The sequence below is a fragment of the Mucilaginibacter sp. NFR10 genome (genome assembly GCF_900100445.1).
GTDB lineage: Bacteria > Bacteroidota > Bacteroidia > Sphingobacteriales > Sphingobacteriaceae > Mucilaginibacter > Mucilaginibacter rubeus.
In genome coordinates this window covers 20,346-34,304 of sequence record NZ_FMTV01000017.1, presented here as the reverse complement: position 1 = coordinate 34,304, position 13,959 = coordinate 20,346, and the positions used below count along the sequence as shown (strand labels likewise).

At 43.9% G+C, this 13,959-nt stretch carries 9 protein-coding genes; 3 read left to right on the top strand and 6 right to left on the bottom strand.

Features of this window, described 5'->3' with window-relative positions:
- Positions 1–63: 63 nt before the first annotated feature.
- On the bottom strand, positions 64–1,233 hold the full coding sequence (locus BLP33_RS26815; RefSeq protein ID WP_090534978.1) for an amidohydrolase family protein: 1,170 nt from the start codon (positions 1,231–1,233) through the stop codon (positions 64–66).
- 155 nt (positions 1,234–1,388) lie between these two features.
- Between BLP33_RS26815 and rlmN the strand changes: the two genes are divergently transcribed.
- Positions 1,389–2,456, top strand: coding sequence for a dual-specificity RNA methyltransferase RlmN (gene rlmN / locus BLP33_RS26810; protein WP_090534977.1), 1,068 nt, complete (start codon positions 1,389–1,391; stop codon positions 2,454–2,456).
- Between the two features lie 23 nt (positions 2,457–2,479).
- Entirely contained in the window at positions 2,480–3,178 is a 699-nt protein-coding gene (locus BLP33_RS26805; protein WP_090534975.1) for a ComF family protein, read from the top strand.
- 194 nt (positions 3,179–3,372) lie between these two features.
- Here the strand turns inward: BLP33_RS26805 and BLP33_RS26800 are convergent, their stop codons facing one another.
- The 3 genes from BLP33_RS26800 to BLP33_RS26785 all read right to left on the bottom strand — a co-directional run bounded on the left by BLP33_RS26800 (position 3,373) and on the right by BLP33_RS26785 (position 8,935).
- A complete protein-coding gene (locus tag BLP33_RS26800) occupies positions 3,373–6,501 on the bottom strand; it encodes a PAS domain S-box protein (protein ID WP_090534974.1) in 3,129 nt (1,042 codons plus the stop codon).
- Positions 6,502–6,504: 3 nt separating this feature from the next.
- The gene (gene glyA / locus BLP33_RS26795; protein WP_090534972.1) at positions 6,505–7,791 is read right to left on the bottom strand and encodes a serine hydroxymethyltransferase; all 1,287 of its coding nucleotides are present in this window, start codon (positions 7,789–7,791) and stop codon (positions 6,505–6,507) included.
- Positions 7,792–8,188: 397 nt separating this feature from the next.
- The gene (locus BLP33_RS26785) at positions 8,189–8,935 is read right to left on the bottom strand and encodes a segregation and condensation protein A (protein ID WP_090534968.1); all 747 of its coding nucleotides are present in this window, start codon (positions 8,933–8,935) and stop codon (positions 8,189–8,191) included.
- A 240-nt stretch (positions 8,936–9,175) separates the two neighbouring features.
- On the opposite strand from BLP33_RS26785, the gene dxs reads away from it, so the two are divergent.
- Positions 9,176–11,107 (top strand): 1-deoxy-D-xylulose-5-phosphate synthase, encoded by a 1,932-nt coding sequence (gene dxs / locus BLP33_RS26775; RefSeq protein WP_090534964.1) that lies wholly within the window; start codon positions 9,176–9,178, stop codon positions 11,105–11,107.
- 91 nt (positions 11,108–11,198) lie between these two features.
- On the opposite strand, the gene BLP33_RS26770 is transcribed toward dxs, so the two are convergent.
- The gene (locus BLP33_RS26770) at positions 11,199–12,785 is read right to left on the bottom strand and encodes a gliding motility protein RemB (protein ID WP_090534962.1); all 1,587 of its coding nucleotides are present in this window, start codon (positions 12,783–12,785) and stop codon (positions 11,199–11,201) included.
- A 28-nt stretch (positions 12,786–12,813) separates the two neighbouring features.
- Positions 12,814–13,950, bottom strand: coding sequence for a GDP-mannose 4,6-dehydratase (gmd, locus tag BLP33_RS26765; protein WP_090534960.1), 1,137 nt, complete (start codon positions 13,948–13,950; stop codon positions 12,814–12,816).
- Positions 13,951–13,959: the final 9 nt, after the last annotated feature.

Here is a 13,959-nt window from a genome sequence, read left to right as displayed (position 1 = left end):
ACACGAATGTTTCCTTTACGTTATTCGTGTAATTCGATCTGATTCGTGAAAATTAGTGTCAATTTATATCAGTTTCTTTACTTTGGTTTCGGGGGTGATCTTAAACCCATCAAGGCCGCTAATCAGGTTCAGGCCCGGGGTTTTGCCTGCTTCAAGCGTACCTTTTTCATCGTCGATACCCAGGTATTCGGCTCCATTACGGGTACCCCATTCAACCAGGCGCGGTAAGCTTATAGAAGGGAACTTTTGTTGAATAGCACGCATCTCGCTCAGTAAGCATAATTTGCTGTTTGATGCAAGGCTATCGGTACCAAGGGTAATATTAAAACCCTGGTCAACAAAAAGATCAATTTTAGGTAAACGCCCCTCAATATAAAGGTTTGCATTAGGGCAAAAGCACCAGTTTATCTTCCTGTCAAACCGCTTGATGAAGTAAATATCCTTCAGGTTGGTACAGGTATTATGTACCAGCAAAACCTTTTGCTTGTTAGAGAGCAGCGGGATAATAGATTGTACCGAGTTACGGGCCTGCGGCTTGAAATAGGATATATCCATACCAAAATGCTCGTACAACTCTAAAAAAGCACCAAGTTTATACCGGTAAAATTTGTTCTCATCCTCACACTCCTGGTTATGGATACTGAGCAGGTTCTCATCGTTGGCATCGCTGTGCTTTTTAATCAGCTTAAATAGCTCTTTTGATACCGAATACGGTGCATGCGGGGTTATAGAACACGAGCCGGGCTTAAATTCACTAAGCAGGGCCAGCGCTTTTTCAAAAACTTCAGCAGCCTTTTCGGGCAAAAAACCAAAAGTTTCAACAAAGGTATGATAGTATAATTTGCTTTGTTTTTTCATCGCAACACTATTATTAGTATTGGAGATATCACCAACGGCTACAATACCGTTATCATACATTTCCTGATCGGCCTTAGCTATGGCATCAAGAACCTCCTGCTGATCGGTATTGCGTAAGGATTGAACGTCTTTTATAAAATTTACCAGGCCGCCTTTGGGCTTTACTTTATCTTTTAAATGAGAAAGTTCGGTATGGCAATGCGTATTGATAAATCCCGGGCAAATAACACCGCTTACCTGCTGTATTTGCCCGCCAGGGGACTTGGTATTATCGGTAACAGCTATGATCTTCCCCTGATCATCAACAGTAACTATTCCATTTTTAATCGGATCGGCATAAACAGGAAAAACGTAATCGGCTCTAAAACTTTTCATTAAAATTTAAACTTAGTATCGTAACACATAACGTTTTTCAAAACAATCTGTCCTGCAAAATAAGTACAATTAACTTTTAGTTATTGTTTTTTATTAGCCAAAAAGAATGACTTTAAAAAAAGATAGATTTTTTTAAATTTAAGTACTTTTGCACTGTGAACAATACAAAAGATAAAATTGACATCCGCAGCCTGAGCCTGAATGCTTTACAGGAGCATTTCATCCGTATGGATGAAAAAGGCTTCAGGGCAAAACAGGTGTATGAATGGCTTTGGAAAAAATCTTGCTTTTCTTTCAACGAGATGAGCAATATTTCAAAAGAACTCCGTGCTAAACTGGATGCGAATTTTGTAATTAATAATGTAAAAATTAATTCTTCACAGGTTAGTGCTGATAAAACTATAAAAAATTCTTTTATTTTACACGACAACCACTTAATTGAGGGCGTTTTAATTCCAACTCCCGGCCGTATGACAGCCTGTGTATCATCGCAGGTGGGTTGCAGCCTTACCTGTAAATTTTGTGCCACCGGTTATATGGAGCGCAAAAGGAACCTCAACCCCGATGAAATTTACGACCAGGTAGTTTTAATTGATCGGCAAGCCCGCGAAAACTACAATCAGCCTTTATCAAACATTGTTTACATGGGTATGGGCGAGCCATTGCTTAACTATGCCAACATGATGAAGTCGATAGAGCGCATTACCTCCGAGGATGGGCTTAATATGGCTGCCAAACGCATTACCGTATCAACAGCCGGCATTGCCAAAATGATCAAAAAACTGGGCGACGACCAGGTAAAATTTAACCTTGCCCTTTCCCTTCACGCGGCAAACGACGAAAAACGGAATACTATTATGCCCATCAACGAGCAAAACTCGTTAAAGGCCCTGGCCGAGGCATTAAAATATTACTACGCCAAAACCAAAAACCCGGTGACCTACGAGTACATTATTTTTGATGGTGTGAACGATGGTATCCAGGACGCTATGGAGCTGGCTAAATTTTGCAAACACCTGCCCTGCAAGGTCAACATCATTGAATACAATCCTATTGCTTTTGCCAGCTACATCAACGCCGGCGAGGATAAAGTTGAAGCATTTGCCGATTACCTCACCAAACAAGGTATTAACACGCACCTCCGCCGCAGCCGCGGCAAGGATATTGACGCTGCCTGCGGTCAGCTTGCCATCAAAGAAAAAGATAAACTGGCCGAAGTTTAAAAAATCCGTATTAAATTGAGGGCATGAAATTACTGCGTGCCTACCTTTCAGATTTTGCCGCCCTGCTGTTCCCGGAGCTTTGCCCGGCCTGCCAGGCAAGCTTGGTAGCAGGTGAGCATATCATTTGCAGCGATTGCCGCTTCAATTTACCTTTTACCAATTTTCATCAGCAGCCTGCTAATATTGTAGCCCAGCAATTTTGGGGTAAAATTAATGTTGAAGCCGCCTACGCGCTCTATTATTTTCATAAAGGAGGAAAGATCCAAAACCTGATGCACCATTTTAAATACAAAGGCATGCACCAGATCGGTAATCTGCTTGGAGCCATAGCAGGGGCACAGCTGGCCGCAAATGATGTTTTTAACACTGCTGATGTAATTGTTCCCGTTCCGCTCCATAAACGCCGCCTGCGCGAACGCGGTTATAACCAAAGCGCCTGCTTTGCTCATGGCCTTGCCGAAAAATTAAAGGCAATTGTTGATGAGCACAGCCTGGTACGTACGGTGGCCACTAAAACGCAAACCCAACGGTCGCGCTTTGCCCGGTTTGAAAATATGCAGCATGTATTCGCGGTTAAAGATGCGGCTGCACTTGAAGGTAAGCACGTTTTGCTGGTCGACGATATAGTAACTACCGGCTCAACACTTGAAGCCTGCGGCGGGGAGTTATTGAAAGTACCGGGATTGAAGTTGAGTATAGCTACAATAGCTTATGCGGTGTAGGAACATAATTGAGTAGAATTATGCTAATCATGTCATTGCGAGGGGCAACATGGGAATGAGCCAGGGGTGCGACATGGCAATCGCATACTATACAGGGCGGTCATGCTTACGTGCGATTGCCGCGCTATCGCTCGCAATGACATACGGGAGTTAAACAAACTCACCTCTAATCTTCAGTCTCTAATCACTAAACCCTACTGCTGCTGATACCTGCTTAGTTTATCATAAAGCACCCTCGGGTCAAAGGGTTTAAGGATGTAGTCATTCATTCCGGCATCGTTAATCTCGCCCATTTGGTTGCTGAGCATAGAGGCCGTAAGGGCAATGATCGGTAACTGCTGAAAATAAGTTTCTGTTTTAGCGCGGATAATGCCTGTAGCTTCCAAACCGCCCATTTCGGGCATGTGGATATCCATCAGCACTACGTTGTAGTTGCGGTTGGTTTCAACCTTTTCAATAGCTTCAATGCCGTTTTCGGCAAAATCAGCGCTGGCACCCCATTTCTTTAATATCTTATTAATGAGCAGGCGGTTAATCTGGTTGTCATCAACTACTAAAACATTTATTTTAAGTCCTTCTTCCACGTTATTACTATTTCTGTTTGACTGGTAATCTCCTTTTTTAAAGCCTATGGTAAACCAAAATGTTGATCCCTGTCCAGGTACGCTGTCAACATTTATGCGCGAGTCATGCAGTTCAATTAACCGCTTGCTGATAGCGAGGCCAAGGCCGGTACCGCCAAACTTGCGTGTAGTATCCAGTTCGGCCTGCTTAAACTGCTCAAATATAGTACCCAGTTTATTTGCAGCTATGCCTATGCCGGTATCAATTACTGCAAACCTGATGCGCACATCCTGTTCTGATTGCTGTATTACTTTCAGATCGATGGTAACTCCGCCTTTTTCGGTAAATTTAATGGCATTACCAACAAGGTTTAGTAATATCTGGATCAGCCGGGTACGGTCGCCCAAAATCACCTTGGGTATGGCCTCATCAATGCTTTTGCTAATATATATATTTTTTTCTGCGGCTTTATACTGCATGGAGCTTGTTATGCTTTGAACAAGTTCGGTTAAATCAACCCGCTCCTTCTCCAGCTCAACATTCCCGGTTTCGATCTTGGCAAAATCAAGCACATCGTTGATCAGTGTCATCAGGTTTTCGGCCGAGAATTTCAGAATATTAAGGTTTTCCTTTTGCCCATCAAGCGGATCATCCTCCAGCAACAAATGCGACATACCAATTACGGCATTCAGCGGCGTACGGATCTCGTGGCTCATTACCGATATGAACATATCTTTGGCGCGGCTCAGCTGTATGGCTTCCTCGCGGGCATTGATCAGTTCAATTTCAGCCTTCTTTTTAGCAGTTATATCAATGATAACCTCTATATATTTATCAACCTCGCCTTTGCTGTTAATGATCACCGAATTAATGACCGAGATCCACAAAGGCTGCCTGTCTTTCCGGTAAACCAGCAGGTCAACCTCAAATGATTGTTTATTGCGGGATAACTCCCGTGCCTTTTGGATAATAGATACGTCGGTAAGCTCCCCTTTCAGCACATCGCCAAGATGATTGTCTTTTACATCAAGCAAAGTATAGCCGGTTATTTGCTCAAAGGCTTTATTGACCCACTCAACCTTACCATCGCTGTTATTAATTACCACGCCACTGGCAGTACTGCTGGCCACTAATGAAAGCATGGTTACCTGCTCTTCGGTTTTCTTACGTTCGGTGATGTCAACCATGACAGCTATCTGCCTTTCAACACTACCTGTTTCATTAAATAAAGGGCTATTTGACAGAAAGATCCAAATTGGGGTTTTGTCCTTTTTATAAACTTTTATTTCAACTTCATATCCCCGTTTTTCCTCTACAGCTTTCACTGCCGCGTTAAACACATTAAGGTCGGTATCTTCGCCAACCAGCATAGTGCCAAACATTTTACCACGCATTTCGTCAAGCGTATAACCTGTTATACTCTCCAGGGCTTCATTCATCCAGACCACCTCGCCCGTATTACTGCGGATCAGGATACCGCTTGGCGATTTGCGGGCCGCGAAGGACAGGATCTCCAGCTCCTGTTCTATCTTTTTACGCTGGGTTATATCAATAATAACCCTGATAAATTTATCTGTTTGCCCGGCGCTGTCGCGAATCACCGAGTTAAATACCGAGATCCATACCGGTTCACCATCTTTTTTATCAATCAGCAGGTCTACTTCGTAGGATACCTGGTTGCGGATGGCTTCATCCAGCCGTTTTATCGCTTCGGCATCCAGCGGTACGCCTTTAAGCACATCGCGCAAACGCCGGTTCTCCACATCAGCCTGACTGTAACCCGTTATCTGCTCAAAAGCTTCATTGGTCCATATTACCTCATCGGCGGCGTTGCTGATCACTACACCACTGGTAACTTTACTTGCAACCAATGATAGTAATGCCAGTTCATTGGCCACCTTTTTCTGATAGCTGATATCGCGCCCGCTGGCAAACCATTTATCACTTTTAAAAGTTACCGACCAGCTAATGCATTTAATATCGCCCGATGGTGTTATTATATTTGCTTCTATTTCAAAATGGCGTTGCTGCCTGCCTAATCCGTTTTTCAGGACCGACAGCGATTTTGCCCGTTCTTCTTCGAGGAAAAAACTCCAGATGGGTTTGCCGATAACCTCAGTAGCTAAATAACCCAAAACCGGTTTGGCAGAGCGGTTAATTTGCTCGATTTTGAAATCCCTGTCCATGATACAGTGAATATCCGGCGAGCTGTCAAAAAGATCATGAAATTCCTGGTGGCTTTTCAAATTTCGCTCCAGTTCAAGCTTCTGTTTCCGGAGCAGCAGGTGCGACATGACCTCATCGGCCAGCGTACGGAGCGCATCACGCTGTTCGGCTGTGAGCTTACGCGGCTTTGTATCAATCACGCATAATGAGCCAAGTCTGTGGCCGTCCGGATCAATCAATGGGGCACCGGCATAAAAGCGTACGCCCATTTCATTGGCTATGGGGTTATCCTTAAATTCCTCGTCCTCTTTAGAATCGGTTATTTCAAGAAGCGCGTTGGATTGGATTGTGCGGTTGCAAAAAGCGTCGGCGCGGGGTGTTTCCCCCACGTCGACGCCGTATGTTGATTTAAACCATTGCCTTTCGGCATCAAGCAGCGATATCAGCGCCGCCGGTACCTGGCATATGTAGGAGGCTAAACGCGTAATAGCGTCGTACTCCTTTTCGGGCATGGTATCCAAAACATTGTATGATTTAAGCGCGGCTAAGCGCTTATCTTCTATACTTAATGGATCTTCCTGCCTTAGTGTCATTTTTTACTCTGAGTCCTTATCTCTGTACAACGGGAAGTCGTACATTAACTTGTGAACCCTTTTACGGATTTTCTTGATAGAATGTTCATTTTCAGGATCAGAAATTACGGCATCTATCAATTCAACAATATGCTCCATATGTTTTTCCTTCATTCCGCGGGTGGTGATAGCCGCAGTGCCTACACGGATGCCTGAGGTTACAAATGGCGATTTATCATCATATGGCACCATGTTTTTATTCACGGTGATATCGGCAGTTACCAAAGCATTTTCGGCAGCTTTACCTGTAATATTTTTATTACGAAGATCGATCAGCATTAAGTGGTTATCCGTACCGCCAGATATGATCTGATAGCCCAGCTTCACAAATGCTTCGGCCATAGCGTCGGCATTCTTCTTAACCTGCACAATATATTTCATATAGTTTTCGCTCAAAGCCTCACCAAAAGCAACTGCTTTAGCGGCAATGATATGCTCCAACGGACCACCCTGTGTACCAGGGAATACGGCCATATCCAATAATGACGACATCATCCTGATTTCGCCTTTAGGGGTTTTGATACCAAATGGGTTTTCAAAATCCTTACCCATCATAATTAAACCACCACGCGGACCACGTAAAGTTTTGTGGGTAGTAGTAGTAACAATGTGGCAATGCGGAAGCGGATCGGTCAATAAACCGCGGGCGATTAAACCTGCAGGGTGCGAGATATCGGCCAATACCAGCGCACCAACTTCATCAGCTACCTTCCGGATAAACTCATAATCCCAATCGCGTGAGTAAGCCGAAGCGCCTGCAATGATCAGTTTCGGTTTTTCGCGCAGGGCTACCTCTTTAAGCTGGTCATAATCAACCAGGCCGGTTTCTTTTTTAACCCCATAAAAATGAGGTTCATACAATTTGCCCGAAAAGTTAACAGGCGAACCGTGTGTTAAGTGACCACCATGTGAAAGGTCAAAACCTAATATTTTATCGCCCGGCTGCAATACAGCAAGCATAACTGCCGCGTTTGCCTGTGCACCAGAATGCGGTTGTACGTTAACCCACTCGGCGTTAAACAATTGCTTGGCGCGTTCAATAGCTATGGTTTCAATTTCGTCAACTACCTGGCAGCCGCCGTAATAGCGTTTGCCCGGTAAACCTTCGGCATATTTGTTGGTTGCAACAGAACCTGCAGCTTCCATAACCTGCCTGCTTACAAAATTCTCAGATGCTATAAGCTCAATGCCTTCTTCCTGGCGTTGCTGCTCTTCATCCAATAGCTTAAATATCAGTTTGTCTCTTTTCATTGTGTGTTTTTAACGGCGCTAAGTTACGCAATTGATATAGATTTGAGATGTGAGATGTGAGATTTGAGATAAGAGTAATGTTAGATTTTACGTGGCTTAAAATAAACGCAATATTATTTGCCGCCCAGGTGTTTACAGCGAATAAATCGTCAGACCTAAACGCATAATTATTCTTTGAATCTCAAACAACTTCACCTATTGAGAAATCTGGATTTTATTTTTTCCATCACTTTATCATGTGCAATGCCCTCACCCCGATCAAGTTGTTCTTCGGCTTTTTGAATAGCCTGCTTAATTCCTTTTGGAACATCAGTCCAAAAATCAGCCTCCGATAAACTAACCGATGGCCTCCTCTTTTTTAAAACACTTGGCTGTCTCATATCACAAATCTAATGTCTCATATCTCTTTTGGCGAAATCCAAAAGTTATTATAACCCAATCCAATCTGGATATCTATCAGCTCCTGTTGCAACATTTCAAGCACCGCCAAAAAGTTATATACAAAATGAACTTTGTTTTCAGATTCTTTGGCGATTGCTTTAAAATCGAGCATTTTATTGATCTTGAGCAGATCGGCAACTGCCTTCTTTTGTTTTTCAATGGTGTAGGGATACTGTACTACCGTGTGTTTCACCTCCTCGCTGCGCCTGGTGAAATTGCGGATCATCCGCTCATAAACAACCATAAGGCGGTAAAGGGTTAATTCGGATAACTCTTCGCCGGGGACGGCTACTTTTTCAACTTGTTCGAGGTCATGTTTGATATTGCCGCGCTTTTCCTGTTTAAATCGCTCATCTTCCATGGGCCTGATCTCTTCACACACCTCTTTAAACTTTTTATACTCGATGAGTTTCCTGATCAGGTTTTCTTTGGTGTCCGGGTCATCGCCGGCCTCTTCGGTGCCATAACGCGGCAACAGCATTTTGGCCTTAATGCGCATAAGTGTTGCTGCCACGAAAATAAATTCGCTGGCAATTTCCATATTGAGGCTGCTCATCTGGTGCAGGTATTGCAAAAAATCATCGGCAATTTTGGCTATCGGGATATCGTGGATATCCAGCTCATCGCGCTCAATGAAAAACAGCAGCAGGTCAAACGGGCCTTCAAACTGGGGTAACCTAATGGCAAAACTATCGTCGGTCATAAAATCCGGTCAAAAATAAACATTTCGGCCAGATTCATCGCAGTAAGAATTAAGCTGCAAAGCACAGACTTTCAGGTTTAAAAACAAACAATCCACTGCTTCGGTTGATCATCATAATATGCCTTAACCAAACTGTCTTGTTTGGCATATCCTGTTTGTTAAGTAATTTAATATCTTTATATACCCTGAATGTAACAATAAATAGTTTATTTTGCAGGTTAAATATCCTTACGAATGTCAATGCAGGTACCGGCCGGGAATTTATTACAAAAAATAAATTATCCATCTGATTTAAAGCTACTTAATGAAACAGAGCTTGAACAGGTATGCAAGGAACTACGCCAGTATATTATTGACGTAGTATCAGTTAATGGCGGGCACTTTGCCGCCAGCCTGGGTGTGGTTGAACTTACCGTAGCGCTACAATATGTACTTAATACGCCATACGATCAGTTAGTCTGGGATGTTGGGCACCAGGCTTACGGCCATAAAATACTTACCGGCCGCCGTGATGAGTTTCACACCAATCGCATTCATGGTGGCATCAGCGGCTTCCCAAAACGTTCGGAAAGCATATATGATACTTTTGGTGTAGGCCATTCATCAACTTCTATATCTGCCGCATTGGGCATGGCTGTTGCCTCTCATTATAAAGGCGAAACAGACAGGCAGCATGTAGCCGTAATTGGCGACGGCTCGATGACCGCAGGGATGGCCTTTGAAGCACTTAACCATGCCGGCATTGAAAACTCCAATCTGCTGGTGATTTTGAATGACAATAACATGGCCATCGATCCTAACGTTGGTGCATTGAAAGAATACCTGACCGACATAACCACGTCAAAGCCATACAACCGCTTCAGGGACGATATCGCCCACGTGCTGGCCAAACTATCATCCATTGGCCCGGATGCCTTTAAAGTAGCCCAAAAACTCGAAAAAAGCATTAAAGGTACCCTGCTTAAACGCAGCAACTTTTTTGAAGCGCTTAAGTTCCGTTATTTTGGCCCTATTGACGGGCATGATGTTAATCATCTGATAAAAGTTTTAAAGGACCTGCGCGATATTCCGGGACCTAAATTACTGCACTGTATCACGGTGAAAGGTAAAGGCTATGCCCTTGCCGAAAAAGACCAGACCAAGTGGCATGCTCCGGGCTTGTTTGACAAGATCACCGGCGAAATCAAAAAAACTAAATACGACAAGCCTCAGCCTCCTAAATACCAGGATGTGTTTGGGCATAGTATCATTGAACTGGCCGAGCAAAACCCTAAGATCATGGGTATTACGCCGGCGATGCCATCAGGTTGTTCATTAAACCTGATGATGAAGGCCATGCCTAACCGTGCGTTTGACGTAGGTATTGCCGAGCAGCATGCGGTAACTTTCTCTGCCGGTTTAGCTACCCAGGGGCTCGTTCCGTTCTGCAACATTTACTCCAGCTTTATGCAGCGGGCTTATGACCAGGTGATCCATGACGTGGCCATACAAAAGCTTAATGTAGTGTTTTGCCTTGACCGCGCCGGATTTGCAGGGGCTGATGGCGCTACCCACCATGGCGCTTATGACATGGCCTACATGCGTTGTATCCCCAATATGGTGGTATCTGCCCCCATGAACGAGGAAGAGCTGCGCAACCTGATGTTTACTGCCCAGCAGGAAAACATGGGGCCCTTCGTGATCAGGTATCCACGTGGTAATGGAGTTATGGTTGACTGGCAGCGTCCGTTCAAAGCCATCCCCGTAGGCAAAGGCCGTAAGGTTTGTGATGGCGATGATGTGGCTATCCTGTCTATTGGCGCTATCGGCAACGAGGTGATTAAAGCCACTGCCGAACTCAATGCCGAAGGTTATAACCCGGCCCATTATGATCTCCGCTTTGTAAAACCGCTTGATGAAGCTTTATTACATGACGTATTCAAAAACTTTAATAAAGTAATTACCGTTGAAGACGGCTGCGTTGAAGGCGGCATGGGTAGCGCGGTACTTGAATTTATGGCCGATAATGGCTATACCAATATCCAGGTTAAACGCCTGGGTATCCCTGACAAGTTTATTGAACATGGCGACCAGCCCGAACTATGGGCCGACTGTGGCTTTGATGCCAACGGTATAGCCAGGCAAGTACGTAACATGACTGAGAAACGCAATGTGAATACGATAGCGTCGTAATGCAAAATTGTTATTACGTACAAAACATAAAAAGCGACTGATGGTCGCTTTTTATGTTTTGTTAAAATTCTTTAATCATGCAGGGCTCAATTTAATGAACTTTATAGCTCGCCAAATCATTATATATAGCACGGAATGAACTGCGGATACCAAAGGTTAACATCGATGTTTTATCATTGAACTGGTTGTTCTTATCACGGCGTACCAGGCCGCCAAGCTCAAACCTTAGGTTATACTTGGGGTTAATCAAATAGGCTACTTTTCCCTCCAGGTAAACCATATTGGTGGTTAGGCCCTGCCCGGTGTAATTGCCATATACCCTTGCCGGGTCACGATAACCCTGAAAGGGGTCCTTACCATAGTTCAGGCCATTGATATCAAGCCCGTAATGCCCATAGTCAAGCTCCCCTGAAAAATCAAACCTTTTATATGAATAGTTAAGCAGTCCAACTACCTCGCGGAAATTGGCGCCCCAGGGATGTCCTATCGGCTCGCCATTTTCAGTGTAATTGATTACCGAAGAACGCTCTGAATAGGTATATGGTTTAACATTATTTGTCTCGAGCAAATAGTTTAAGCCTTTAACATTAAACAGGTCAGCCCCCCTTACACCCAATTGAAATCCGTATTTATTGCGCGAGCTACCTTTACTTGAAAAGAAGCTTGAAGACTCAAACTCGTCAAGCGAAAACTGGCCATAAGCCGTGATGCCATCAGTTAGCTTATATTTAGCTGTAAATCCTATCAAAGCATTATCGGGTGAGCCATTTGAAGCTTCAACAGGCCTTAAAAATATCACCGGGTTGATGTAAGTAAAATCAAACCCGCGTTTATGGCCTAAATCATCCTTAGCAGCCCATATCACCGCGTCAAAGAAACCGAGTGATAACCGGTTAGATACGTTCCAATCTAAATAGTGAAATACACCAAATTTTTTCCTGTCCCCGTTATCTACTTTTACCGAAAGCGGGTCATTAAAATAAGTCCACATGGCCATATAACGCACATTGCCCAGCGTAGCCGTTAACTTGAAAAATGGGTAGGGCGATGCATAATCAGATAATAATAATGACCGGTAGCCATCGCCAACAAAGGTTTTATCGCGCCCCGCGCTGATGTTCAAAAACTTTATCGGTGTATACGAAACGTTAGCCGTGATATATGACCAGCGGTATTCATTGCCGTAAATACCGGCGTAGGCCTGCCCGGGGGCTATGCCAACCTGGTTAACGTAGGTTTGTAAATAATTAGGTAATACCGCGCGGTTTTCATATCCGGCCACATTATACGAAAAGTTTTTTCCGAAGGTACCGCCCAACTGGATCCCAAGTGTACCAAAATTGGTGTTCTTTTTCCCTGAGAAATCACGGCTCAGATTGAAGTCGGGCAACAGATCGGCATAGAAGGTGGAGTTGCTGCTTTTAACATCAATCTGATGTTCATTAAAAAAACGCCCTTTAATATCGTTTAAGTTCATCAATGAGTCATAGTGAACTTTCAAAAGTGAGTCATCAACCATAAATGGTTTTAATGAACTGTGTACCCTTGTTTTGGTGGAATAAACATCCTCATTTAGTTTCTGATAAAACTGGTAGTTATAAGGTTGATATATTGACTGGGCCTTCGCAAACCCGCTTATCAAAAGCAGTAAAATAATGCTTGTAAATATTCTCTTCATATAATGGTTTATATGGTTTTATACTTGGTTATTCAAAATAATTAGGCGTGCTAAACCCACCTTTTTTCAGATATTCATCTTTTTTTACCAGCTGCAGATCTGCCAGTACCATATCCGTCACCAATGCCTGCAAATCATATTTTGGTTTCCAGCCGAGCTTGTTATAAGCTTTGGCAGCATCTCCAATTAACAGATCAACCTCTGTCGGCCTGAAATACCTGGGGTCAACTTTTACAACAGTTTGCCCAAACCTCAAAGCCTCCAGGTTCAATCCAAGCGCGATGGCCCTTTCCTCATCAATATCAATGATCACCCCACGCTCGTTCTCGTCCTTTCCGCTAAATTCAACTTCGATACCCAACTCCATGAAAGCCATCCTGATAAAATCACGGACGGTGGTTGTTACACCGGTTGCTATTACAAAGTCTTCGGCAGTTTCCTGCTGCAGCATCAGCCACATCGCCTCTATATAATCTTTGGCATGCCCCCAATCGCGCTGTGCCGAAAGGTTGCCTACATACAAACAGTTTTGCGAGCCAAGGGCTATTTTTGATGCTGCCCGGGTAATTTTCCGGGTAACGAAAGTTTCGCCCCTTACCGGGCTTTCATGGTTAAACAAAATCCCGTTGCAGGCATACATACCATAGGCTTCGCGATAATTAACTACAATCCAGTAGCCATATAGTTTTGCCACCGCGTAAGGTGAGCGTGGATAAAAGGGCGTGGTTTCACTTTGCGGCACAGCCTGTACCAAGCCATACAGCTCGGATGTGGAAGCCTGATAGATACGTGTTTTTTTGGTGAGATCAAGAAGCCTTACTGCTTCAAGAATACGGAGTACACCAACACCATCAGCATTGGCGGTATATTCGGGGGTTTCAAAGCTCACTTTTACATGGCTTTGTGCTGCAAGGTTATAAATTTCATCGGGCTGAACTTCCTGGATTAGCCTGATCAGATTTGTTGAATCGGTGAGGTCGCCATAATGCAGACTGAATTTAACACCCGACTCATGCGGGTCATGGTATAAATGATCTATCCTGTCGGTATTTAATAAGGATGAGCGGCGTTTAACCCCATGTACCTCGTAGCCCTTCTTCAGCAAAAACTCTGCTAAATAAGCGCCATCCTGACCCGTTATGCCTGTTATTAAAGCCTTTTTCATTAATTATGA